The 22,110-nt window shown below is 67.3% G+C and carries 25 protein-coding genes; 18 read left to right on the forward strand and 7 right to left on the reverse strand.

Annotation, left to right across the window (positions count from 1 at the left end):
- The first annotated feature begins 70 nt into the window (after positions 1 to 70).
- From ENE75_RS03550 to ENE75_RS03590, 9 genes are all read left to right on the forward strand, one after another.
- Positions 71 to 2,509 carry an AAA family ATPase gene (locus ENE75_RS03550; protein ID WP_158288849.1) on the forward strand — a complete coding sequence of 813 codons (2,439 nt, stop codon included), beginning with the start codon at positions 71 to 73 and terminating at the stop codon, positions 2,507 to 2,509.
- A gap of 186 nt (positions 2,510 to 2,695) precedes the next feature.
- Positions 2,696 to 3,124 carry a helix-turn-helix domain-containing protein gene (locus ENE75_RS03555; RefSeq protein WP_128195664.1) on the forward strand — a complete coding sequence of 143 codons (429 nt, stop codon included), beginning with the start codon at positions 2,696 to 2,698 and terminating at the stop codon, positions 3,122 to 3,124.
- Entirely contained in the window at positions 3,108 to 3,434 is a 327-nt protein-coding gene (locus tag ENE75_RS03560) for a hypothetical protein (protein WP_128195666.1), read from the forward strand. Before ENE75_RS03555 ends, ENE75_RS03560 begins: the two co-directional genes overlap by 17 nt.
- Positions 3,435 to 3,626: 192 nt before the next feature.
- Positions 3,627 to 4,052: a hypothetical protein gene (locus ENE75_RS03565; protein ID WP_128195668.1), complete on the forward strand. Its 426-nt coding sequence runs from the start codon at positions 3,627 to 3,629 to the stop codon at positions 4,050 to 4,052.
- 58 nt (positions 4,053 to 4,110) lie between these two features.
- The gene (locus ENE75_RS03570) at positions 4,111 to 4,800 is read left to right on the forward strand and encodes a hypothetical protein (protein WP_128195670.1); all 690 of its coding nucleotides are present in this window, start codon (positions 4,111 to 4,113) and stop codon (positions 4,798 to 4,800) included.
- Positions 4,797 to 5,375, forward strand: coding sequence for a hypothetical protein (locus ENE75_RS03575; protein WP_158288850.1), 579 nt, complete (start codon positions 4,797 to 4,799; stop codon positions 5,373 to 5,375). The genes ENE75_RS03570 and ENE75_RS03575 overlap by 4 nt, the downstream gene beginning before the upstream one ends.
- The gene (locus ENE75_RS03580; protein ID WP_128195674.1) at positions 5,372 to 5,857 is read left to right on the forward strand and encodes a hypothetical protein; all 486 of its coding nucleotides are present in this window, start codon (positions 5,372 to 5,374) and stop codon (positions 5,855 to 5,857) included. Before ENE75_RS03575 ends, ENE75_RS03580 begins: the two co-directional genes overlap by 4 nt.
- On the forward strand, positions 5,857 to 7,449 hold the full coding sequence (locus ENE75_RS03585) for a terminase (RefSeq protein WP_128195676.1): 1,593 nt from the start codon (positions 5,857 to 5,859) through the stop codon (positions 7,447 to 7,449). The genes ENE75_RS03580 and ENE75_RS03585 overlap by 1 nt, the downstream gene beginning before the upstream one ends.
- On the forward strand, positions 7,446 to 7,646 hold the full coding sequence (locus ENE75_RS03590; RefSeq protein WP_128195678.1) for a hypothetical protein: 201 nt from the start codon (positions 7,446 to 7,448) through the stop codon (positions 7,644 to 7,646). Before ENE75_RS03585 ends, ENE75_RS03590 begins: the two co-directional genes overlap by 4 nt.
- 47 nt (positions 7,647 to 7,693) lie before the next feature.
- Here the strand turns inward: ENE75_RS03590 and ENE75_RS03595 are convergent, their stop codons facing one another.
- On the reverse strand, positions 7,694 to 7,972 hold the full coding sequence (locus ENE75_RS03595; protein WP_128195681.1) for a hypothetical protein: 279 nt from the start codon (positions 7,970 to 7,972) through the stop codon (positions 7,694 to 7,696).
- A gap of 41 nt (positions 7,973 to 8,013) precedes the next feature.
- The gene (locus ENE75_RS03600) at positions 8,014 to 8,220 is read right to left on the reverse strand and encodes a hypothetical protein (RefSeq protein WP_128195683.1); all 207 of its coding nucleotides are present in this window, start codon (positions 8,218 to 8,220) and stop codon (positions 8,014 to 8,016) included.
- Between the two features lie 192 nt (positions 8,221 to 8,412).
- Between ENE75_RS03600 and ENE75_RS03605 the strand changes: the two genes are divergently transcribed.
- Positions 8,413 to 9,759, forward strand: a complete 1,347-nt coding sequence (locus ENE75_RS03605; RefSeq protein ID WP_128195685.1) for a GIY-YIG nuclease family protein — start codon at positions 8,413 to 8,415, stop codon at positions 9,757 to 9,759.
- 63 nt (positions 9,760 to 9,822) lie between these two features.
- Here ENE75_RS03605 and ENE75_RS03610 read toward each other — a convergent pair whose 3' ends face one another.
- The 3 genes from ENE75_RS03610 to ENE75_RS25595 form a co-directional block, all read right to left on the reverse strand.
- Positions 9,823 to 10,656 (reverse strand): hypothetical protein, encoded by an 834-nt coding sequence (locus ENE75_RS03610; RefSeq protein WP_128195687.1) that lies wholly within the window; start codon positions 10,654 to 10,656, stop codon positions 9,823 to 9,825.
- A gap of 185 nt (positions 10,657 to 10,841) precedes the next feature.
- On the reverse strand, positions 10,842 to 11,201 hold the full coding sequence (locus ENE75_RS03615; protein ID WP_128195689.1) for a hypothetical protein: 360 nt from the start codon (positions 11,199 to 11,201) through the stop codon (positions 10,842 to 10,844).
- 779 nt (positions 11,202 to 11,980) lie between these two features.
- A complete protein-coding gene (locus tag ENE75_RS25595) occupies positions 11,981 to 12,109 on the reverse strand; it encodes a hypothetical protein (RefSeq protein ID WP_259371698.1) in 129 nt (42 codons plus the stop codon).
- A 238-nt stretch (positions 12,110 to 12,347) separates the two neighbouring features.
- Here ENE75_RS25595 and ENE75_RS03620 point away from each other — a divergent pair, with 238 nt between their 5' ends.
- Entirely contained in the window at positions 12,348 to 12,950 is a 603-nt protein-coding gene (locus ENE75_RS03620; protein WP_128195691.1) for a DUF6445 family protein, read from the forward strand.
- Positions 12,951 to 13,002: 52 nt separating this feature from the next.
- Here the strand turns inward: ENE75_RS03620 and crcB are convergent, their stop codons facing one another.
- Positions 13,003 to 13,383: a fluoride efflux transporter CrcB gene (gene crcB / locus ENE75_RS03625; protein ID WP_128195693.1), complete on the reverse strand. Its 381-nt coding sequence runs from the start codon at positions 13,381 to 13,383 to the stop codon at positions 13,003 to 13,005.
- Between the two features lie 41 nt (positions 13,384 to 13,424).
- A complete protein-coding gene (locus tag ENE75_RS03630) occupies positions 13,425 to 14,582 on the reverse strand; it encodes a GGDEF domain-containing protein (RefSeq protein WP_158288851.1) in 1,158 nt (385 codons plus the stop codon).
- Positions 14,583 to 14,680: 98 nt separating this feature from the next.
- Here ENE75_RS03630 and ENE75_RS03635 point away from each other — a divergent pair, with 98 nt between their 5' ends.
- The 7 genes from ENE75_RS03635 (at position 14,681) to ntrC (ending at position 22,096) form a co-directional block, all read left to right on the forward strand.
- On the forward strand, positions 14,681 to 15,496 hold the full coding sequence (locus ENE75_RS03635) for a TIGR00266 family protein (RefSeq protein ID WP_128195697.1): 816 nt from the start codon (positions 14,681 to 14,683) through the stop codon (positions 15,494 to 15,496).
- Positions 15,497 to 15,554: 58 nt separating this feature from the next.
- The gene (locus ENE75_RS03640) at positions 15,555 to 16,442 is read left to right on the forward strand and encodes an EI24 domain-containing protein (protein ID WP_128195699.1); all 888 of its coding nucleotides are present in this window, start codon (positions 15,555 to 15,557) and stop codon (positions 16,440 to 16,442) included.
- Positions 16,439 to 17,233 carry a competence/damage-inducible protein A gene (locus tag ENE75_RS03645; RefSeq protein WP_128195701.1) on the forward strand — a complete coding sequence of 265 codons (795 nt, stop codon included), beginning with the start codon at positions 16,439 to 16,441 and terminating at the stop codon, positions 17,231 to 17,233. Before ENE75_RS03640 ends, ENE75_RS03645 begins: the two co-directional genes overlap by 4 nt.
- 152 nt (positions 17,234 to 17,385) lie before the next feature.
- The gene (gene glnA, locus ENE75_RS03650; RefSeq protein WP_128195703.1) at positions 17,386 to 18,801 is read left to right on the forward strand and encodes a type I glutamate--ammonia ligase; all 1,416 of its coding nucleotides are present in this window, start codon (positions 17,386 to 17,388) and stop codon (positions 18,799 to 18,801) included.
- Positions 18,802 to 18,875: 74 nt separating this feature from the next.
- The gene (locus tag ENE75_RS03655) at positions 18,876 to 19,388 is read left to right on the forward strand and encodes a hypothetical protein (RefSeq protein ID WP_128195705.1); all 513 of its coding nucleotides are present in this window, start codon (positions 18,876 to 18,878) and stop codon (positions 19,386 to 19,388) included.
- A 59-nt stretch (positions 19,389 to 19,447) separates the two neighbouring features.
- Entirely contained in the window at positions 19,448 to 20,473 is a 1,026-nt protein-coding gene (gene glnL / locus ENE75_RS03660; RefSeq protein ID WP_128196790.1) for a nitrogen regulation protein NR(II), read from the forward strand.
- 84 nt (positions 20,474 to 20,557) lie between these two features.
- On the forward strand, positions 20,558 to 22,096 hold the full coding sequence (gene ntrC, locus ENE75_RS03665; RefSeq protein WP_128195707.1) for a nitrogen regulation protein NR(I): 1,539 nt from the start codon (positions 20,558 to 20,560) through the stop codon (positions 22,094 to 22,096).
- Positions 22,097 to 22,110 lie beyond the last annotated feature (14 nt).

A 22,110-nucleotide genomic window follows, 5' to 3' on the forward strand; every position in this document is an offset into this window, starting at 1 on the left:
CGTGGCCCTGGCTCAACGCCACCGTCCGCTCAGCCTGGGCACGTGTCTGGGGGCGGCGATGAAGCAGCATGTGACCGACGCCGACATGACCGCACGGGTTACTGCACTGCGTAAGCAGACACAGGCCGCAGTGTCCGCTGAGTTGGCCGCGGCGCGCGCTGCGGCTCCACCCGGTTCTACAAGTGAAGACGCCCCGGTGGCAGCCGAGGCGTCGCAAGAGAGCACAGGACAAGGACTAGACGCAGTGGATTGGAATCTAACCGGCACGCTGCACGGGCACGATGCCAGCGGCGACTGGCCCGAGCCAGACTTCGACTGCGGGCCGGCCAGCCCCGACGAGTTCGATGTCGTCGAGATCACCGTGGCGAACGCTATCGCCAAGGCGCGCGCTGGGACTGGCCTGCACGTGGAGGCCCGCCGACTGCTCGGCCTCGGTTTCAAGCTCGTGCAACTGAAGCCGATGGACAAACGACCTGTCGGCAACGGCTGGCAGCTGAACCCGGTCCAACAGATCAGCGACGCGGCCGGCGGCTACGGTCTGATGCTTGCCGCGAACGGTTTGTGCAGCATCGACCCCGACGACCTCGACAGGGCGCGAGAAGGGCTGAAGCGGTGCGGCTTTGACCTCAACGAGATCATGGCCGCGGGCGCGCGCACATCGTCGACGCGGCCCGGCAGTGGCGGGCGGTCAACTTTTCGAGCCCCGTCAGACCTTTCTCGCATCGTCTTCCGAACCAAGAGCCGGAAGACACTTCTCGAGCTGCGTGCCGGAAGAAGCAACCTGCAGGACTGCTTGCCTGGGACGGTGTACATGACCAAGGACGGCGGGGGGCCGTACGTGCAGGCGTACGCGGGGTTGCTCTGTGTCGACCAGGCGCCTGAGCTCCCGGCTGCGTTCCTCGCGTGGTGGCGCCGGCTGCAGTCGGACCTGGGCTACCTGCGCGAACAGGAGGCGCTGTTCTGCGGCGTGGACGACCCGGCGGCGCTTTCGATCTCGGCGGGCAAGGGCACGGGCGCCAAGCTGGCCTACGCATCGCCACTGCGCGTCGAATTCAACGAAACCCATGACGTCGAGGACATCCTCGCGCGGCATGGGTACGTCGACTCGGGCAACGGCCGGTGGGCGCCTCCTGGCGCGACGGGCGCACCTTGCGTGCGGCTGATCCCGGGTCACGACGATCTCTGGCAGTCCGACCACGGAAGCGACCCTTTGCTCGGGACGTTCGACGCCTGGGTGGCCAACGTCACGCTGGACTACGACGGGGACGTCGCCACGGCCGAGGCCGCGTTCCGCGTTGAACATAGCGAACGGATCCGACAGGACTTCGACGTCGTTGAGGCTGACGCATCCAGCGGTGCGGCGTCCCGGAGTGCCGCCAGGCATCCGGTAGCGCTGGACTGGTCCTCAATACCAGAGCATCCCGAGGAGCCGGCCTTCGTGATCCCGGGATGGCTGCCGCTGGGCACGGTCACTCTGTTCGCGGCCCACGGCGGCACGGGCAAGAGCTTCATGTCGCTCTACATCGCGCTGTGCCTCGCCACGGGCCGGCATCCGTTCTCACCTAACGACCTGCTGCCGAGAACCAAGACGCTCGTGTACTCGGCCGAGGACAACCTGTCGACGATGCAGTGGCGCCTGCGCCGCTACATGCAGTTGCTCGGGATCGCGCCAAAGGACCTCGACGGCTGGCTGCTCGTGCTGGATGCGACCGAGTCCGACAACGTGCTCTTCGCCGGCGACGCCCGTCACGCCGACGGTCGCACGACAGCAAGGTTCGACTGGCTGAAGCAACAGGTCGACGACTTCGAGGCTACGGTCCTGATCTTCGACAACGCCAGCGACGCGCTGGATGCGAACGAGAACGAGCGAGCCAAGGTCAGGCAGTTCATGGGTGCGATGAAACGCCTGGCGCCAGCCGTGCTCCTGCTGGCCCACGTTGATGCGATTTCGTCGATGGCGGACCCCAACGAGGCCAAGGGCTACAGCGGCTCCACAGCGTGGCACAACAGCGCACGCAGCAGGTGGTTCATGGCGCGCCAGCGCGATAGCGAAAACATCCTGCTGACGCTGCCTAAGGTGAACTACGCGAAGGCTGGATCCGAAGTGGTGCTCCGCTGGTCAGACGCTGACAAGGTCTTCCGCGTCATCAGCGCCCGGGAGGGGATTGCGAAGGCTCAAGACAGTCGTGCGCACCTGCTTGGCCTTCTGCGCGAAGTCACCGACGTACTGGGAGAGACGGTAAGCCCAGCCGTCAACACCAGCCGCAGCGTGTTCAACGCGATCAAGGACCTGCCAGGCTTCCCGAGCGGGTTGAAGTCGCGAGACGTGGCCCGAGAGGTCATGTCATGGCGGACTGAAGGCCTGGTGCAGGTCGAGCAGTACATGGCTGACAACCGAAAGCCGGCGGAGCGGTTGGTCCTTACCCCGGCGGGGCGCGAGATCGCAATCTGCAACGGATCGCATGCTGATGACATGGAGGGTAGTTCGGATGTCTACGACCTGGTCTGAGAACTGCGCGCGCTCACTCCTACTACCTTATGCACTGAGCGCGCGCAGAGCGAGCGCGCCCACCGCAGGCCTGCGCAAGGTACCTCGCGCAGACCGAGCGCAGACCTTGCGCACTTTGCGCAGCCCACTGCGAGAGCCTGAACCTGCAGCGGAACGCGGATCTGGGTTGCTGACGAGGGCGAGTGCATGAGATCGGGCGCAAAGCATTACAAGGTCGTGTTGGTCCCGACCAATGTCAGGGGCTGGCCGGTCGGCAAGGCAAACCCCGCAGCGCGGCATGCCGACGATGTCGTTGACCAGGCCCGGCGCCTCGCAGCTGAGGGGATGTCGGCCTGGCATGTCTCGAAGGTGCTCGGGATCCCCCACCGCACAGCACGTGGCTGGATTGACGGCACGCGGCGACCCGAGCCCGCGAGGTACGTCGCGCGACGGCGCGCGGCGCCGGAAGTTGAGCTGTCGGCGCCCGAGAACGACCGCCCATGTTCCGAATCGTTCGACGCAGATCGTCAACAGCCAACCGATCCGCAAGGCGTGGCGCTGCCGGTGGCGGTGCCGGCTACCTCCGATACCGGCGCCGATCCCTGCAATGAGGACCCCGATGACCCAATCGCCTGACCCCCACAGCTACCAGCCCGAGCCCCGGCCGGCGCCGGCCCGGATCACCCGACAGCAGGCTGCCGAGATGGGCTACCGCACGGTCAGCGGTCTGCGTTGGCACTTCCTGACCGTCGCCGAGCAGGACGCTCTTCTGGCAGATGAACTGCGGGTGGTGGCTGCACGAGGAATCGAACCTGACCGCAATCTGCCTATGGCAACTACCAGTGCGGCCTCGAAGTCTCTGGCTCGTTACCACGAGCATGACCACGAGCATGACCACGTCGAGGTCGACGACGTGGCCGTGGACGACGAGGAAGCGATCGCGTGACCCGCCCGCAGTCCCCTGGCGGCCCGCTGGCGCCTCGATCGTCCGCGGGTGGTGCCGTGACCCTGCCCACGGCCCTGGTGGAGCGCCTGCGGGCCGCCCTGGCTGACCGCTGACGGATCCGCAGTCCGTTGCACTTCCCAATGAACACTGGCCGTCGACCACACCATGTAGGCACATCAGAAAGGCACCGCATTGACCGACATCGACTTCCTCGACGCCGTCGCTACGTTGGCGCGCACCAGCGGCGCGATCGACCTGGCGGCAGAAGCCACCATGAGGCGCCGAGCTCTGCAGCGAGCGCGACGACTGCCTGAACTGCGCTGGGTGGGTGATGCAGTTCTGGTCGCAGGCGTGCGTCACAAGACCCGCTTGCTGGGCGCCGCGCTGGCCGCCGCTGCGCTTGGCCGACCGGGCGATCCGACTCCGATCGACTTCTTCGTCAACGGTGGGCCGAACACCGCGCGCAATCGGCTGCGAGACTTCGCTGACTGGCTTGATGCCCGTGGCCACCACGACCTGGCTGCGACAGTGCGTGCCATCAAGGTGTTCGGCGACCGTCGACCTCTGCAAGACGGGGCGCCAGACCCGCTGGCCTGGTCCGCTGTAGCTGAGCGCTGACGTGTGTTGAGCGTGTGCCGCGCGCACCTCAGCGCTTCGTCGACCGAACATGCCGGGCATGGCACATACACCCCACCCCAGCGCCGCGACCCTGCAGGCCAAGCTCACCGAGCTCACCACCGCGATCCGTCTCGCCGAAGCAGACCGCGCCCGGTACGCCCTTGACGAGGCCTGCGGCGATGCCGGCGCTGCAGGTCGCCTGACCGCAGTCGAAGGCGAGTTGACCCGCTACCGCCTCCAGGTCGAGCGCCTGGACGCGGCGCTGGTGGCCGCCAAGGAGGCCGAGGCCCAGGTCGACGAAGCATCAATCGTTGCTGACCTCGATGCCGCCAAGAGCGCCGCGCTCGACGGCGCGATCCTCAGCCACGCCAAGGCCCTGGACGCAGCCATGGGCGCCGCGCTGAAGGCCGCCACGGCCTATGTCGAGGCCGGGCGCGCCAGGCGCGAGGCGGTGCACGCGGCGGGACGGGCGCTGCAGGCCCTGCAGCCCGAGTTCCGGATGCTGGACGCCTCGGTGGCAGTCGGCTCGCTTGCCGACGGCGCCGCGGCGCGCGACGTCGTGCTGTCGCGCACGGCCGAGTTCCTGCGCGTGTTCGGTCTGGAACACCTGCTCTCGGCCTCGTACAGCGGCACTGCTGGCACCGTCGAGACGGTGGTTGCCGCGAACCACGAGCTTGTGGTCGAGCGCTTGGCCGGCTGGACGCCTGAAGTCGTCCGCGCGGCCCACGAACCAGCGGAGGCGGCATGACTGGCATGACAGACGACCAACTCGCCAACGCGCTGTACGGCAGCGTCACCGAGCACGACGTCGAGCCGCCGCGGGAGCAGGCCCAGCAAGCACCCGCAGACAGCGACGAGCTGGCGCGCCGGATGTACCAGCCCGACGACCCAGGCGCGCACGTTGGCGAGGACCGGCTGGACAAGGTCTACGGCTCGGTGCAGCGCCAGATCGAGACCGCGGCCGTCGAGCAGCTTGGCCTCGAACCTGATGTGGCGCGCCAGGCGTCAACCGAGTGGGCGCAGGTCTTCCGCGAGAATGAGATCTCCACCGACGAAGCGGCCACGCTGTCCACCATCGCTGCGGGCCTTGTCGGTGGCAGTGTGCAACCAGACCCTATTGCCTGGCGTAACGCTGCTCGCGCCGAGCTGGTGAGCGAGTACGGCGCCAACAGCGAGGCCGCACTCGCGGCGGCCAAGGCCTTCGTCGCCAAAGACCGGGCGCTCGCGGAATTCCTGGACGAGCATGGGCTTGGTGACCATCCTGCTGTGGTCCGCACCATTGCTCGCCGCGCCTGGACGCTGAAGAAGGCCGGCAAGTTGTGACTGCAGATGGCCGCGATCCAGAGACCGGCAAGCTGTTGCCGGGGCACAGCGTCGTGCCGCGTGATCGCTGGCATCCCGGAAAGCCCACCCAGGCCGAGCTGATCCGCAAGAAGCTCGAGCCGCACCGCGAGGCCGTGCTCGACAAGGCCATCGACCTCGCGCGGCAGGGCGACCCGAAGTCGATGACCCTGGTGCTGCAGTACCTGGCACCCCCTGCACGCCCTGAGGGGGAGCGGTTCAACATCCCGCGCCTTGCGCAGGCGACGACGTTGCAAGAGCGCGCCGACGCGATCATCGAGGCGGTGGCCTCGGCGGCAATCAGCGCGGAGACCGGCGCCGTTGCCCTGGGCCTATTGGAGAAGTATTCCAAGCTCATCGTGGTCGACGAGCACGAGCGTCGCATCGCCGCCCTTGAAGGTCGGGGGCCTGGTTCCGTGGTCGAGGTGATCGACGCGTGCGACACCTCTGAGGACATCGCCTGATGGCCGACCTGTCCAAACGCATCGAGCGCGCCGAGCTGGCCGCCCGCAGCGCAGATCAGCCACTGGTGCAGTGGCAGCCTTTGCCCGGCCCGCAGACGATGGCGTTCGAGTCCGAGGCCGACGTCATCGGGTTTGGCGGTGCGGCCGGCGGCGGCAAGTCGTTCTTGGGCATCGGCCTGGCGCTGATGCAGCACCAGCGCGTGGCCATCTTCCGCAGGCACGCCACCGAGATGACCGCCATCGTGGACGAAATCGCCGGTCTGCTCGGCCATCGCGATGGCCTCAACCAGGTGCAAGGCATCTGGCGACTGCCCGGCCGCGTGCTGGAGTTCGGCAGCGTTCCCAATCTCGGCGACGAGCGCAAGTACCAGGGCCGGGCGAAGGACTTCTTGTTCATCGATGAGGCCACGAACCTGCTGGAGCAGCAGGTGCGCTTCCTGGCCGGCTGGGTCCGCACGACTGACCCCGGCCAGCGAACCCGCGTGCTGATGACCTTCAACCCGCCGACCAACGCCGAAGGCCGCTGGGTCATCAACTACTTCGCGCCCTGGCTCGACCGCAAGTTCCCCGCGCCGGCGCAGCCGGGCGAGCTTCGATACGCCGCGGTAGTCGACGGCAAGGACACCTGGGTCCCTGACTCCAGGCCCTTCGTCCTGGACGGCGCCGAGCGCGTCTACAGCTTCGATCCGGCGGACTACACCGGACCGCGACAGGCACTGGTCATCCGTCCGCAGTCACGCACGTTCATCCCGAGCAGGGTCACAGACAACCCGCACCTGGTCGGGACTGCTTACTTGGCCACGCTACAAGCACTGCCGGAACCCCTGCGTTCGCAGATGCTGCACGGCAGCTTCGACGCCGGCATCGAGGACGATGCTTTCCAGGTTGTTCCTACCGCGTGGGTCGAGGCGGCCATGGCGCGGTGGCAGAAACGATCGCCCAAGCCGCCGATGGAGGCCGTCGGCGTCGACGTCGCCCGCGGCGGTCGAGATGAGACGGTACTGGCGCGGCGCCACCGGCTGCCTGGTGGTGCACTCTGGTTCGACGAACTGATTGCTCTGCCCGGTGCGTCCACGCCGGACGGGCAAAGCGTTGCAGCGCAGGTGATCGCGGCCCGCCGCGACAGCGCGGCACTACTCCTTGATGTCGTCGGCGTCGGCTCCTCGCCGTTCGACTTTTTACGCGATGCGGTACGCGGCACCGTGCTGGGGGTCAACGTAGCGGAGCGCGCTGGCGGCACTGACAAGAGCGGCCGGCTGGTGTTCTTCAATCAGCGCAGCGAACTGTGGTGGCGTGTTCGTGAATCGCTTGACCCGTTGAGTGACACCGGCATCGAGCTGCCGCCCGACCAGCGACTGCTAGCCGACCTCTGCGCGCCGCGCTGGTCGATGTCCGGCACCGCCGTGCGTGTGGAGGGCCGCGACGAGATCGTCAAGCGCATCGGGCGCAGCCCCGACCGGGCCAGTGCGCTGATCCTGTGCTTCGCGCCGTTCCCGGCTGCTCACGTGTACTCGCAGGTGCATGACAGGGAGGACGAGGCCGCACGCCAGGCAGTGCTCGACTACGACCCATACGCCGGCCTGATTGCATGACCTACAGCCTGCCCGTGTTCGCGGTGACCAGGGTGCCGGCCACGTTCATCTGGGGCTGGTGTACTGTGGACTCGGGTGCTGACTTGCTCGTAGTTCGTGCGACGGGCCGCCACGTCGCTGCGCAGGTGGGCGGCATGCCTGTGCAGGCACTGGCCCGGCAACTTCTTCTTGAGTTGCACGAGCGCGGCAGCAATTGAAAAGGCCCGCGCGTGGCGGGCCCTGGTGCGTACGCCAGGATCACACCTCAGGTCGAGAACTCCTTTGAACGCGCGCTGCTCGTGCTCGCCTCCGGCCCTCCGTCGGGGCGCTGCAGGCGCGAGCGGTGGATCCATGCGGGCAGCGGGCTGAACCAACGCGTGCCTGAGTCGATGCGCACCCTGCCGAGCACGCCAGTCTCCGGCGCCACCCGGACGTCCACCAGCATTCCGTTCATGACGAAGGGCTCCGGGCTGATCTCGACGATCACGACACGCTTGCCGTCGTTCAGCAGCAGGTGAGATCGGGCGATCGCGATGTCGCCCACGCGCCAATCCTTCGCGCCACCGTGGCGTGCAGCAGCGCGCTTCATTGCTGCACCCCCTGCTCGCCGAGGTCAGCGGCCAACATCTGGTTGAGGACAACCTCCAAGGGCAACCCACCCGCCACAAGCGGCCTGGCGCGCTCCATGATCGCCTTCAACTCGTAGAACTCCAACCACGCACGTGCGCGCGACGTGCAAGGGGCAACCGTGGTGACGCCCCTCGGAAAACTGAGTACCTGGAACTCGGACATCGATGACTCCTGAACCCCCGCATGCCGATGAAGTCGGCAGGACGAGGCGGGGCGGAGCTCGAGCGCGCGACTGTTTAGGCGTTGTTCACGCGGCGCCAAGTGGTCGTAAAGCCCGCGGTCGACATCGCTGCCGACGGGAATAACTGTAGCAGGTGCTGTACTCTCTACTCGCGAGTTTGTGATCAGCACGACATGGCCAAGTTCCTCCCGGTGATAGTTGCTGGGCAACCTTTCCCGACGTTGAAGGCGGCCGCCTCTCATTTCGGCGTGCACACCACAACTGCTGCCCGCAGGCTTCGCGAAGGATGGACTCCCGAGCAGGCCTTCGGTGTAGCGGCTCGCCAGCACGCTTCTTGGCCAGCCGAACGATCGGCCAACTTGTCAACATCGGCCGGCCACTTCAGGACGCTTGAAGATGCTGCCAAGCACTTTGGAATCAACTACGGAACGCTGACTAAGCGCCTACGTGAGGGCTGGACTCATGATGAGGCAGTTGGCCTAGTACCGCGGCAGCGCCCGCCGAAGCTAACGCAGTCCATCATCGTCAACGGCGTCACGTATCCGAATGTCGAAGCTTTCGCCGATGCGTTTGGCCTGAATCGCATTCGCGTTCGCCAGCGCCTCGCCCGTGGATGGACTGCAGAGCAGTCTGTCGACCTGGCGCCGGCGCCACCTCGGTACCGCGACCCGGATGGGAAGGAACGGTCGCACGTCTGGAAGCAGGTAGATCTCGTCGACAACCGGATCTACCCTGGCGCAACCGCCGAATCGTTCAAGCTCTACGTCATCAGGAACAACCTCAATGGCAAGCAGTACATCGGGATCACGGTGTCGCCACTTGCCGAGCGACTACGTGGCCACCGTGCTGGCGCGCGCAATGGGTTGTCGAGCAAGCTTTACAGCGCCATGCGGAAGTACGGCATCGAGAACTTCAGCATCGAGTTGATCCGCAATGACGCGCAGAGCTTTGTCGAACTTCAAGAGCAAGAGATCGCCGAGATCAGGACCCGAAACACGATCCGCAACGGCTACAACACAACGCCCGGTGGATCGATTGGCTCATCCGAAAGGGTCACTGTTGCAGGAGTGACATACCCGTCACGCGGTGCCGCCGCCGAGCACTTCGGCGTAGACGTTTCGGTTTTCAATCTGCGCATTGCTCGGCTGGGTTGGACTCCTGAGCAAGCGGCTGAGATCGAGACCCGACCGAAGCATGCGCGACGAAGGATCAGTGTTGGTGACCACACCTTTCCGACCCTGAAGGCCGCCTCAGAGGCGTTCGGCCTGGACTACAAGACGGTTCACAGGCGCGTGACCGTCTTTGGTTGGTCCAATGAAGAAGCACTGGGCTTGGCGCCACCGCCTTCCAGAGGAACGTCAACTGGGGTGCAAGTGCATGCATTTGGACAGGCCTACCCGTCGATCGCCGCATGTGCGCGTGCTCACGGAATCAAGCCCGATTCCCTTCGTCGCCGGACCATGGTTGTCGGCGAAGACGTCGAGAGCGCCATATCAGCCCTGCAGGAATTGAGAACGTGAGGCGATTGACGGTCGCCACACACGCCTTGGCGCACATCGCCCGAGGTTGTCATGCGCAGTCAGCTATGCCTTGCTGGCTTCTTCCAGTGTGGATCGCTGTAACTCATTGGCAGCTTTGACTATCTCAGCGGCTTGTTCCAAGCTGGCCCTATCGGTTTCTACACCGCTCATCATGGTACGAAGTTCCTCCAGCAGCCGTGCCTCAAGCGCTTGGAGAACGATGTAGTAGACGGACGGCCCATGCTCTTTTAGGTAATCTTCGTAGTGGGGAAGCACCTTTACAACCAAAGCTCTGATCGCATCGGAGTCTGCGTAGTCCTGCTTGCCAAGCGCGCCCTTTAGCACCATCCATCGCATGGCAGTGTGCATGGCGACTGAGCGGATAGCCGAAAATACTGCCCACACCATAGGGGTGAGATATGGACGCGCCATATCAGCGGCGCTCAGATCAAGCTTGCTCGGGTCAAAGCTACCGCCGAGCATCTCGAAGAACTGCCTTGCTCGTGGATCATTCGCAACAAGCTCTGCGGCTGATTCAAACTTGATAAACCCCATGCTGGTCGCCAGTGATCGGGCTGGCTCGAGAACACGGAATGCGGTCCAGATTTGGTCGATGGCTTCCAGGCGCCGCTTGTCTAGAGCCGCATGCCTGCTAGCAAGCGCAGACAAGGCGCCGCTTCGTAGAGCGGCAATCTCACCTTCCTTCTCGCGGATCCTCGCCTTTAGCTTCTCCTCGCTTTCACGGAGATCGGACCGCAATTGCTCGAGCTTCTGATCAAACTCGTGCTGGATCGTCTTTGTTAGTCTGGCGCCGATCCACTCACGTGCAAGCCAAGCAATGGCTCCAAGCACGCCAGCTGTTGTCAAACTCGGAAGCCACCAATACCCGTCAGCCATGCGCGTAGTCCAAACATGTCCAGATCGGTACGATCCTCGTACCGCATTTCAGCATGACACGTGAACGATTCGCCGGCAACGCTCACTCCTGAAAGCAGCCGGAGTCGGTTCATCGTTCCTCTCCGATCGCTTTCGGCTACGCAGCGGTACCCGCTAGCAGATCATCGCCAAGCAGTAGGGCCGGGCTATGGCTCCGGCAACCCGACCACCGTCACGCCGTGCTGGAGCACCATCTTAGACACCACGTCTGAGCGCCAAGCCATCAGGCAGGCCATGCGCAATTTCGGGTGAGCGCCCGGGCCGGTGAACAGGCGCCACTCATTTGGCGTCATGGCCAAGTCGTACGCAGCGGCGATCAATTGGCCAAACGGCGCACCGGGCGCTGCTAGGCTGCCCAGTGGCGCGCCAGGATCCCCGAAGTCCAATACCTGACCGCGCCTTCCTCGCAGCGTGAGCTCGAGCACATCGACCGCCGGCGCGTGCGGGTGGCTGGCGCTCAGGCTGACCGCGTCGGAGACGACGGTGCGAGCTTCTGCGTTGGACATCGCTCGAATGTAGCTACAAGCGGCGGGCCCGGCTCGTCGTCCGTGCCGACCTCGCGCCGCCAGAACGCGCACCCGTTGGCCGGCATGGCGCGGATGCTCAGGCCCTCCCCATGGACGCAGCGGGCCGCCGTGCCCTGATAGAGCATCCCGCCGAACGACGTGCAGTGCCAGCAGGGCCGCGAGTCTGTGTGCCGCATGAAGTACATGGCGGGATCATCCCGCCGCAGTGGCTCAGGGGGTGAGCTTGGCGGCCGAAGGCGCCACAATTCAGTATGGATACGGTAGATGCCACGCGTAGAGCCCGCTTGCGCGCACTGGTAGCAGAAGCGGGAAGCGCCGCCGAACTTGCTAGGCGTACTGGTGTGGCTGCGCCCCAGATTTCCCAGGTTTTGAACGAGCGGGACGGGGGCAGCGGGAAGCGTCGGGAAATCGGCGACCGCACCGCCCGCAGGCTGGAAGCGGGTATGGGGAAGCCAGCAGGTTGGATCGATCAACCGCTGACATCGCCAGAACCGATGCACATCGAACCCCAACCAGAGTCCACAGCGCTACGGGTAGCGCTCGCGTTCGAACGACTTCCTCCTGAGCGACAACGACTCGTCATTGACCTGTTGAAGCAATTCGGCCAGCCCGTTTGAGCCCCCGTCGGAGGGCACCCCTCAAGCCCCACCTCGAGGCGATGTGTGGCCCGCCGGCTGACGCAGACACTGCCCGGCATGGACACCACACAAGCGCGCCTGGATCTACTTGAGACGGCCCTGAGGGCGTTGGCCACCGAACTAGGCGGCGAAGCAGAAGACGCGGTTGCCGCGGCTGTCATTGCCCGCGCCCAGGTGCTCGTTGCCGGCGGGCTGAGTGATCGAGCTGATGCCGCTGTGGCTGGTGTTGTGGCGAGGTGGATTGGCCATGGGGCCGGGGGTGTGATTCCCACTTGCGGAATCCAATCGCAAGTCGAGTGGTAGCGAATGTGGTAACCGGAACAGAAAGTGCAAACTTCAGAGTGCCGTTTACCTATGAAGGCGCGGCCTCTGTTCGATTCCCCCCGGTTCCACCACTTCCCTCGCGACCGCCTCGTTGCGAAGGCGTCGCGAGCGCGGCCGACTGCGGCGCTCTGCCCGCATCGCCGCTGCATCTAGACTTCGGGGCATGCCGACGTCCCTGATCATCGTCGACGACTTCCTCGACAACGCCCACGAACTGCGCGAGGCCGGGCTGCGCATGCACTACCCGCCAGTGCAAGGCAACTTCCCGGGGCGCAACTCGGCGCAGGCCGTGTCCCTTCAAGGGCTGGACCAGGAGATCTCGCGCCTGGTTGGTGAACCGCTGGTACCCGCGCCGGGACAGGCCCACGGCAAGTTCCGGATCACCCTGGCCAGCGACGTCGGCAAGGCCAAGGTGCATGTCGATGCGTCGCACTGGTCGGGCATCCTCTACCTGAGCCAACCGCAGCACTGCCGTGGCGGCACCGAGTTCTTCCGCCATGTGCCCACCAACACCGATCGCGGTGCGTACAACGATGCCGAGGCGCAGTCCATGGGCTACCCGTCGGCCAAGCAGATGATGGCCGACATCCTCGAGGACACCGTGGATGACTCGCGCTGGGAGCTCACCATGCGGGTGCCGATGCGCTTCAACCGGCTGGTGCTGCTGCGCCCCTGGCTGTGGCACACCGCGGGAGAGAACTTCGGCAGCACGCTGCAGGACGGGCGACTGATCTACCTGATGTTCTACGCGTCGGCCCGCTCATAGCCGGCCCGGCGGGGGTGGCGCAGGCCAGCAGGTCGGCGACGTCGTGACAGGCTCAGCGACGCAGGAGCGCCACCGTCGCGAAGCCCGCCAGCGTGGCAGCAAGGGAGCCGCCCACGTGCAGTGCCACGCCGCCCGCGGCGACCAGCAGGCGCCCCTGCTGCAGCAGCGTGGCCACCTCGAGCGAGAAGGCCGAGAAGGTGGTCAGCCCGCCCAGAAAGCCGGTGATCACGAACAGGCGCCAGGCGGCGGGCAGTTCCGGGTGCGCCAGGAGCAGCGGCAGGGCCAGGCCTGCGAGATAGCCCCCGACGACATTGGCCACCAGCGTGCCTGGCGGCAGCGCCGGGTACCAGGCATTCATGATCAGGCCAAGCGACCAGCGGCACAGCGCGCCCAGCGCCGCACCCGTGACGACTGCCAGCATCGACATCAGCATGGCTGCTGATCATAGGCGGCGGTTGACGCCGGGCGGGCGCTTCAGGGCGAATCCAGGCCCAGCCGCTGGCTTTCGCTGAAGGCCGGTGCCGCGTCGTCGCCGTGCGCCGCCACGGCGCGCGACCGTCCCTGCCGCTTGGCCTCGTAGAGGGCGCGGTCGGCGCGGTGCAGCGCCTCGTCCAGCGCCTCGTCGTGGCGCCAGGGCACCAGGCCAAAGCTCAGGCTCAGCACGGGCAGCCTGTGATTGGAGGCCAGCCGCTGCACCTGCAGCACCACGCGTTCGGCCACCTGCATGGCCTGCGGCAGCGTTGCGCCGTGCAGCAGCAGCGCGAACTCGTCACCCCCCAGGCGCACTGCGAGGTCGCTGTCGCGCAGGGCGTCGAGGATGCACTGCCCCACCAGGCGCAGCGCGCGGTCGCCGGTGGCGTGGCCCAGGTGGTCGTTGATCTGCTTGAAGTGGTCGATGTCCAGCAGCAGCAGCACGGGGGGTGGCGCCCCGCTCTGAAGGCGTCGCCGTGCCGTGGCGGCCTCGAAGTGCCGCCGATTGGACACGCCGGTCAGCGGGTCGGTGCCCGCCAGCACCTGCAGCCGCCGGCGCGAAGCTCGCAGTTCCTGCTCGGTACGCTCCGCCATCGACGCCAGCGCCAGCAGGCTGCACGCCCACAGCGCCGCCAAGCCCGCCCACCACGGCAGCAGCCGGTCCAACGGTGCACTCGCGGCTTCCAGCAGCGCGAACATCGCCGGCAAGGCCGCCGCGGCGACCGCCACCGCCGTCCAGCCCAGCCCGTGGTCGGCCGTCCGCGCGCGGCCCACGCACAGCACCGCGGTGACGTAGACGTGCAGCAGCACCACGGCCTGCCAGGGCCACCACGGCGATGCGAGCGTGGCCAGGGCCCATGCCGATCCATCGAGCCAGCCCTGGCCCGGCAGCCGCTGGCGTGCATGGAAGCGGCGCCAACCGGCCAGCCAGGCCATCGGCCAGCCCAGCAGCCATGCTGCGGCCAGGATGTTGCCGGCGGTGGAGGGGCGCAACGCGGCCCAGATGCACAGCGGCCAGACCAGCGTGCTGACCGCCAGCGTCGCCACCCACCATGGCCAGCCATGCTGCCGCCGTTGGCGTGCCCCGGCGCGCCACAGCACATGGGCGGAGACCGCCAGCCCGCCGGCGCCCATGACCAGCGCGGCGGTCTGTGCTTCCATGCGGCCATTCTGCGTGCTGGCCCGGCCCGCACTGCAACCGCTTGCTACGGCCTTCGGTACCATGCGCGCCGGGCACAGCCGGTTGCAAGGAGCGAGGGATGGCGATGGACGTGGTGGACTACGAGATCAAGGGCGCGGAGATGCAGTTCGTCGAGGTCGAGCTCGACCCTGGCGAGGCGGCCGTCGGCGAGGCCGGCAGCATGATGTACATGGATGCCGGTATCGGCATGGACACCGTGTTCGGCGACGGCTCGGCCAACCAGGGCGGCCTGTTCGGCAAGCTGCTGGGCGCCGGCAAGCGGCTGGTCACCGGTGAATCGCTGTTCACCACCGTTTACACGAACAACGCGCGCCAGAAGCTGCGCGTGGCCTTCGCGGCACCGTACCCCGGCAAGATCATCCCGATGGACCTGCAGCGCCTGGGCGGCATGCTGATCTGCCAGAAGGACAGCTTCCTCTGTGCCGCCCGTGGCGTCTCGCTGGGCATCGCGCTGCAGCAGAAGCTGGGCGTGGGCTTCTTCGGTGGCGAGGGCTTCATCATGCAGAAGCTCGAGGGCAATGGCATGGCCTTCGTGCACGCCGGCGGCACGCTGCTCGAGCGCGAACTGCAGCCGGGCCAGACGCTGATGGTGGACACCGGCTGCGTGGTGGCCTACACCCCGAACGTGAACTTCGAGATCCAGTACGTGGGCAAGATCAAGACCGCGCTGTTCGGTGGCGAGGGCCTGTTCTTCGCCAAGCTGACCGGGCCCGGCCACGTCTGGCTGCAGAGCCTGCCGTTCTCGCGCCTGGCCTCGCGCGTCTTCGCCGCGGCGCCGCAGGCCGGCGGGCGTGGCGTGGGCGAAGGGTCGGTGCTCGGCGGCTTTGGCGCCGGCGGGCTGCTCGGCGGCATCCTGGGCGGCGACAACGAGTGAGGCAGCGACCCGATCCGCGCCGCGTTCCGACGGCCGCGTGCCGGCCGGAGGCTCACGCTTGAACGGTCTCTTCGACGCTTTCTGGCGCGCCGCGGCGTACTGCCTGCACCCGCGGCTGATCCTGCTGTCGCTGGCGCCGGTGCTGCTGGCCGGCGGCCTGGTGCTCGGGCTGGGCTGGCTGTACTGGGCGCCGGCGGTGGACGCGGTGCAGACCGCGCTGTCGTACTGGACGCTGGCCGACGCCGCGCTTCAGTGGCTGGACAACGCGGGCTTCGGCAGCGTGCGGGCGCTGATCGCGCCGTTGGTCATCGTGGTGCTGGCGGTGCCGCTGGTGGTGCTGCTGTCGCTGCTGCTGGTGGCGCTGCTGATGACGCCGTCCATCGTCGGCATGGTCGCGCGGCGGCGCTTTCCGATGCTTGAGGCCCGTCACGGCGCCAGCGGCTGGGTGACCACCGTCTGGTCGGTCTGGATCACGCTGCTGGCGCTGCTGGCGCTGGCGGTGACGCTGCCGCTGTGGCTGCTGCCGCTGTTCGGCCTGTTGCTGCCGCCGCTGATCTGGGGCTGGGCGTCGGGCCGCATCTTCGCCTTCGAGGTGCTGGCCGAGCATGCCAGCGCCGAAGAGCGCCGCACGTTGCTGCGAGAGCACCGCGGGCCGCTGCTGGCCATGGGTGTCATCGCCGGCTTCATGGGCGCGGTGCCGGCGCTCGTGTGGGCCGCGGGCGTGCTGGCCCTGGTGCTGGCGCCGCTGCTGCTGATCGTCTCCGTGTGGCTGTACACGCTGGTCTTCGCGTTTGCCGCGGCCTGGTTCGCGCACTATGCGCTGGCGGCGCTGCAGCAGCTGCGTGACCAGCGAGACAGCACGCCGCTTGCGCCCCCCGAAGCGCCCGTCGCGCCCGAACTGCCGCCCGTGCAGGCAGCACCAGCCCTCGACGGCCCCAAACCATGAACATCGGTCTGATCATCGTTGGTGACGAGATCCTTTCCGGCCGCCGCCAGGACAAGCACCTGGCCAAGGTCATCGAGATCCTGGCCGCGCGCGGCCTGGCGCTGGCCTGGGCGCGCTACCTGGGCGACGACCGCGTGGCGATCGCCGACGCCGTGCGCCAGGCCTTTGCCGGCGGTGACCTCGTCTTCAGCTGCGGCGGCATCGGTGCCACGCCCGACGACCACACGCGCCAGAGTGCGGCCGCCGCACTGGGGCGACCGTTGCAACTGCACCCCGAGGCCCGCACGCTCATCCTCGAGCGCATGCAGGACGTGGCGCGCGAACAGGGTCAGCCCTTCGAGCCCGACCGCCCCGACAACGTGCACCGCCTCAACATGGGCGTGTTCCCCGAGGGCGCGCGCATCATCCCCAATCCGTACAACAAGATCCCCGGCTTCAGCGTCGACCACGTGCACTTCGTGCCCGGTTTCCCGGTCATGGCCTGGCCGATGATCGAATGGGTGCTCGACACGCACTACCAGGCGCTGCAGGGCCGCTCGCGCCAGGCCGAGCGTTCGGTCATCGTCTACGGCGCCATGGAAGCGACGCTGACGCCGCTGATGGAGGCCGTGGAGGCGGCGCACCCGCAGGTGCGCGTGTTCAGCCTGCCCAGCGTCGACCACCCGCAGCACGGCAAGCACATCGACCTCGGCGTCAAGGGGCCGGCCGAGGCGCTCGACGCGGCCTTCGGCATGCTGCGCGCCGGCCTGCTGTCGGCCGGTGCCGAGCTGGGCCCCGAGATGGTGCGATGAGATATTCCAAAGTGGTGCGTGTAATGCACCAAAGTGGAGCCTCCTCGTCGCTCTGTGTGCCCCTTTCTGGGCACGCTTTCTGCTAGTCCGTGAAGGACTATTCGTCCCCCAGTTTTTTCAACGCCAACCACGCGCCCCGCTAGGAGAACCAGATGGCAAAGACAGTTGCCGACGTGATGAAGATGGTGAAGGACAACGAAGTCAAGTTCGTGGACTTCCGCTTCACCGACACCCGCGGCAAGGAACAGCACGTCAGCGTGCCGGTGTCGCACTTCGACGAGGACAAGTTCAGCTCCGGCCATGCCTTCGACGGCTCGTCGATCGCCGGCTGGAAGGGCATCGAAGCCTCCGACATGCTGCTGATGCCCGACCCGAACACGGCCAACATCGACCCGTTCTACGAAGAGCCCACGCTGTTCCTGAGCTGCGACGTGATCGAGCCGGGCGACGGCAAGCCCTACGAGCGCGACCCGCGTTCGCTGGCCAAGCGGGCCGAGGCCTACATGAAGGCTTCCGGCCTGGGCGACACCGCCTACTTCGGCCCGGAACCCGAGTTCTTCATCTTCGACCAGGTGCGCTGGCAGGTCGACATGTCCGGCTGCTCGGTCAAGATCGACTCCGAAGAGGCGTCGTGGAGCACCGGCGAGAAGTTCGAGGGCGGCAACATGGGCCACCGCCCGGCCGTCAAGGGCGGCTACTTCCCAGTGCCGCCGGTCGACAGCTTCCAGGACATGCGCTCCGAGATGTGCCTGCTGCTCGAGCAGATGGGAATCCCGGTGGAGGTGCACCACCACGAGGTGGCCGGCGCCGGCCAGAACGAGATCGGCACCAAGTTCAGCACGCTGGTGCAGCGTGCCGACTGGCTGCAGCTGCAGAAGTACATCATCCACAACGTGGCGCACGCCTACGGCAAGACGGCCACGTTCATGCCCAAGCCCGTCGTCGGTGACAACGGCAGCGGCATGCACGTGCACCAGTCGGTGTGGAAGGACGGCAAGAACCTGTTCGCCGGCGACGGCTACGGCGGCCTGAGCGAGTTCGCGCTGTTCTACATCGGCGGCATCATCAAGCACGCCCGCGCGCTCAACGCCATCACCAACCCCACCACCAACAGCTACAAGCGCCTGGTGCCCGGGTTCGAGGCGCCGGTCAAGCTGGCCTACTCGGCGCGCAACCGCTCGGCGTCGATCCGCATCCCGTACGTGGCCAACCCCAAGGGTCGCCGCATCGAGGCCCGGTTCCCGGACCCGATGGCCAACCCGTACCTGGCCTTCAGCGCCATGCTGATGGCCGGTCTGGACGGCGTGGAGAACAAGATCCACCCGGGCGAAGCCGCCACCAAGGACCTGTACCACCTGCCGCCGGAAGAGGACGCGAAGATCCCGACCGTGTGCTCCAGCCTCGACCAGGCCCTGGAGTACCTGGACAAGGACCGCGCCTTCCTGACCAAGGGCGGCGTGTTCACCGACGCGTACATCGACGCCTACATCGACCTGAAGATGCAGGAGGTCACCCGCTTCCGCATGACCACGCACCCGGTCGAGTTCGACATGTACTACTCGCTGTGATCGGCCGCGGCCGATGACAGGGCAAGGGGGCGGGTCACCGCCCCCTTGCGCTTTTTTGGGGCGAGAATCTGCGCATGCCGATCCCTCTGGTCGTGTTCCTTGTTGCGGCGGTGGCCGTGTCCGCCGGCCCCGGCGCTGCGCAGGCGCAGGCGCCTGCCGTGGTCTACAAGTGCCCGGGCAACCCGGTGCTCTACACCGACGCCCTGACGCCGGAGCAGGCCCGCGAGCGCGGCTGCACCACCATCGAGGGTGCCCCCATCACCATCGTGCAGGGCACGAAGCGGCCGCCGCCGGCGGCGTCGGCCAGTGCCACGGCACCGCGCCCCGCCGGTGAGCGTGTGGACCCCGGCGTTCAGCGCCAGCGCGACAGCGACGCCCGTCGCATCCTGGCCGAGGAACTCGCGCGCGAGGAGGGCCGCCTGGCCGAGCTGCAGCGCGAGTACAACAACGGCCAGCCCGAACGGCGCGGTGACGAACGCAACTACCAGCGCTACCTCGACCGCGTGGCCGAGATGAAGGCCGGCATCACGCGCAAGGAAGCCGACATCGCGGCCCTGAAGCGCGAACTGGCCAAGCTGCCGCCGTGAACCCGGCGGCACCGGCGGCTGCTGTCGATGGCTTCGCCGCCTTCGACCAGCTGGCCACGATGGTGGCCGTGGTGTCGCACGACGGCAGCTGCCAGCGTGCCAATGCCGCGCTGGAGGACCAGACGGGCATGGCGCGCCGCGCGCTGGAACGCGGCCGCGTGCAGGACTGGCTGACCCATCCGCAGCAGATGGCCGACACGCTGGCGGCGGTGGCCGCCAACGAGGTCACCAGCGGCCGCTTCGAGAGCCTGCTGCTGCGCTCGCCGTCCCTGGGCGCCGGCCATGGCGAGTTGCCGGTGCACGTGATCGTCTCGCGCACCGACTGGCCCGACCTGCTGCTGGTGGAGATGATCGAGATCGAGCAGCAGACCCGGCTCGACCGCGAGGAGCGCACCATCGAGCAGGCGGCGGCCAACAAGGAACTGATCCGCAACCTCGCGCACGAGATCAAGAACCCGCTTGGCGGCATCCGCGGCGCGGCGCAGCTGCTGCAGCTGGAGATCCCACAGCAGCTGGCCGAGTACACCCAGGTCATCATCCACGAGGCCGACCGCCTGCAGGTGCTGGTGGACCGCCTGCTGGCCCCGCACCGCCGGCCCCAGGTGGTGGGCGACGTCAACATCCACGAGATCTGCGAGCGCGTGCGCGCGCTGGTGCTGGCGGAGTTCCCGCGCGGGCTGCGCGTGGTACGCGACTACGACACCTCCATCCCCGAGTTCCGCGGTGACCGCGAACAACTCATCCAGGCCGTTCTGAACATCGTGCACAACGCCACCCAGGCGCTGGGCGAGCGCATCGCGATGGGCGATGCGGAGATCGTGTTGCGCAGCCGCGTGGCCCGTCAGGTGACGATCGGTAAGCAGCGCTTCCGACTGGCATTGGACTTGCATATCCAGGACAACGGGCCCGGCGTGCCCGAGGCGATCCGCGATCGCATCTTCCAGCCCCTGGTGTCGGGGCGGGACGGTGGCTCGGGGCTCGGCCTCACGCTGGCGCAGACCTTCGTGCAGCAGCATCTGGGCACGATCGACTGCGACAGCACACCGGGCCGGACCGTGTTCAGGATCATGATTCCGCTGCCTTGAAGCCTGCCTGCTCGCATCCACCCGCTGCCCCTGGGGCACACGTGGTTTCGGGCGGCCAGGCGACTGACGAGAGAAACGCGCCGCATGAAACCCATCTGGATCGTTGACGACGACCACTCCATCCGCTTCGTGCTCGAGAAGGCGCTGGCCCGCGAGCAGTTCGCGGTGCGCAGCTTTGCCAGCGCGCGCGAACTGCTCGGTGCGCTGGACGATGGCGACGAGCCACAGGTGCTGGTCAGCGACATCCGCATGCCGGGCATGTCGGGCATCGAACTGCTGGGCAAGGTCAAGGAGCGCCTGCCGGGCCTGCCGGTGATCGTGATGACGGCGTACTCCGACCTGGACAGCGCCGTCTCGGCCTTCCAGGGTGGCGCCTTCGAGTACCTGCCCAAGCCCTTCGACCTGCCCAAGGCGGTGGAGCTCATCCGCCGCGCCGTCGACGAGAGTGTGCGCGAGGAGGTGCGCGACAGCGGCATGGCCGAGATGCCCGAGATGCTGGGCCAGGCGCCGGCGATGCAGGATGTGTTCCGCGCCATCGGCCGCCTGAGCCAGAGCAACGTCACGGTGCTGATCACCGGGGAGAGCGGCTCCGGCAAGGAACTGGTGGCGCGCGCGCTGCACAAGCACAGCCCGCGCGGTAGCGGCCCGTTCGTGGCCATCAACACCGCGGCCATCCCCAAGGACCTGCTGGAGAGCGAGCTCTTCGGCCACGAGCGGGGCGCCTTCACCGGCGCGCAGACCACGCGCCGCGGCCGTTTCGAACAGGCCGACGGCGGCACGCTGTTCCTCGACGAGATCGGCGACATGCCGTTCGACCTGCAGACGCGCCTGCTGCGCGTGCTCAGCGACGGGCAGTTCTACCGTGTCGGCGGCCACCAGCCGCTGAAGAGCAACGTGCGCGTGATCGCCGCCACGCACCAGAACCTCGAGCAGCGGGTGCGCGAAGGCGTGTTCCGCGAGGACCTGTTCCACCGCCTGAACGTGATCCGCCTGCGCCTGCCGCCGCTGCGCGAGCGGCGCGAGGACATCCCCACGCTGACCCGCTTCTTCCTGGCCAAGAGCGCCAAGGACCTGGGCGTGGAGGCCAAGCGCATCGGCGACGAGGCGCTGGCCCGGCTGGTGGCCTTCGACTTCCCTGGCAACGTGCGCCAGCTGGAGAACATCTGCCACTGGCTGACGGTGATGGCGCCGGCGCAGCTGGTGCAGGCCAAGGACCTGCCACCCGAAGTGGATGGTGCCGCGCCCTCAGCGGCGCCGCCGACAACCTCGCCGGCCCCGTTGGCGGCCGTCACGCCAGCGACGGAGACACCACCGGCCGCCGTCGTGGGGGCCTCGGTGCCGGTGGCCATCGCCCCTGCGATGCCGACCGACGTCATGCCGCCGGCCGGCGGCAGCGCGCCCAACGGCCACCCGGTGTGGCTGGACGACCTGCAGCGCGAAGCGCGTCGCCTGCTGGAAAGCGGTCAGCCCGACGTCTGGGACACGCTGACGCGCCAGTTCGAGGGCCAGCTGATCCACACCGCGCTGGACATCACGCGCGGGCGGCGCATCGAGGCCGCGCAGAAGCTCGGCATCGGCCGCAACACCATCACGCGCAAGATCCAGGAACTGAAGCTGGACTGAGTTGTCTTTGGGGT

Source organism: Rubrivivax albus (assembly GCF_004016515.1).
Taxonomy (GTDB): Bacteria; Pseudomonadota; Gammaproteobacteria; order Burkholderiales; family Burkholderiaceae_C; genus Rubrivivax; species Rubrivivax albus.

Bases quoted from the DNA above. Each gene is read 5' to 3' on its own strand.
- ENE75_RS25595 (WP_259371698.1), bottom strand. From the start codon at position 12,109: ATGGCCAATCCACCTCGCCACAACACCAGCCACAGCGGCATCAGCTCG.
- ENE75_RS03560 (WP_128195666.1), top strand. From the start codon at position 3,108: ATGACCCAATCGCCTGACCCCCACAGCTACCAGCCCGAGCCCCGGCCG.
- ENE75_RS03615 (WP_128195689.1), bottom strand. From the start codon at position 11,201: ATGTCCAACGCAGAAGCTCGCACCGTCGTCTCCGACGCGGTCAGCCTG.
- glnA (WP_128195703.1), top strand. From the start codon at position 17,386: ATGGCAAAGACAGTTGCCGACGTGATGAAGATGGTGAAGGACAACGAA.
- ENE75_RS03655 (WP_128195705.1), top strand. From the start codon at position 18,876: ATGCCGATCCCTCTGGTCGTGTTCCTTGTTGCGGCGGTGGCCGTGTCC.
- ENE75_RS03575 (WP_158288850.1), top strand. From the start codon at position 4,797: ATGACTGGCATGACAGACGACCAACTCGCCAACGCGCTGTACGGCAGC.
- ENE75_RS03600 (WP_128195683.1), bottom strand. From the start codon at position 8,220: ATGTCCGAGTTCCAGGTACTCAGTTTTCCGAGGGGCGTCACCACGGTT.
- glnL (WP_128196790.1), top strand. From the start codon at position 19,448: ATGGTGGCCGTGGTGTCGCACGACGGCAGCTGCCAGCGTGCCAATGCC.
- ENE75_RS03570 (WP_128195670.1), top strand. From the start codon at position 4,111: ATGGCACATACACCCCACCCCAGCGCCGCGACCCTGCAGGCCAAGCTC.
- ENE75_RS03645 (WP_128195701.1), top strand. From the start codon at position 16,439: ATGAACATCGGTCTGATCATCGTTGGTGACGAGATCCTTTCCGGCCGC.
- ENE75_RS03590 (WP_128195678.1), top strand. From the start codon at position 7,446: ATGACCTACAGCCTGCCCGTGTTCGCGGTGACCAGGGTGCCGGCCACG.
- ENE75_RS03630 (WP_158288851.1), bottom strand. From the start codon at position 14,582: ATGGAAGCACAGACCGCCGCGCTGGTCATGGGCGCCGGCGGGCTGGCG.
- ENE75_RS03620 (WP_128195691.1), top strand. From the start codon at position 12,348: ATGCCGACGTCCCTGATCATCGTCGACGACTTCCTCGACAACGCCCAC.
- ENE75_RS03605 (WP_128195685.1), top strand. From the start codon at position 8,413: ATGGCCAAGTTCCTCCCGGTGATAGTTGCTGGGCAACCTTTCCCGACG.
- ENE75_RS03585 (WP_128195676.1), top strand. From the start codon at position 5,857: ATGGCCGACCTGTCCAAACGCATCGAGCGCGCCGAGCTGGCCGCCCGC.
- ntrC (WP_128195707.1), top strand. From the start codon at position 20,558: ATGAAACCCATCTGGATCGTTGACGACGACCACTCCATCCGCTTCGTG.
- ENE75_RS03610 (WP_128195687.1), bottom strand. From the start codon at position 10,656: ATGGCTGACGGGTATTGGTGGCTTCCGAGTTTGACAACAGCTGGCGTG.
- ENE75_RS03555 (WP_128195664.1), top strand. From the start codon at position 2,696: ATGAGATCGGGCGCAAAGCATTACAAGGTCGTGTTGGTCCCGACCAAT.
- crcB (WP_128195693.1), bottom strand. From the start codon at position 13,383: ATGCTGATGTCGATGCTGGCAGTCGTCACGGGTGCGGCGCTGGGCGCG.
- ENE75_RS03635 (WP_128195697.1), top strand. From the start codon at position 14,681: ATGGCGATGGACGTGGTGGACTACGAGATCAAGGGCGCGGAGATGCAG.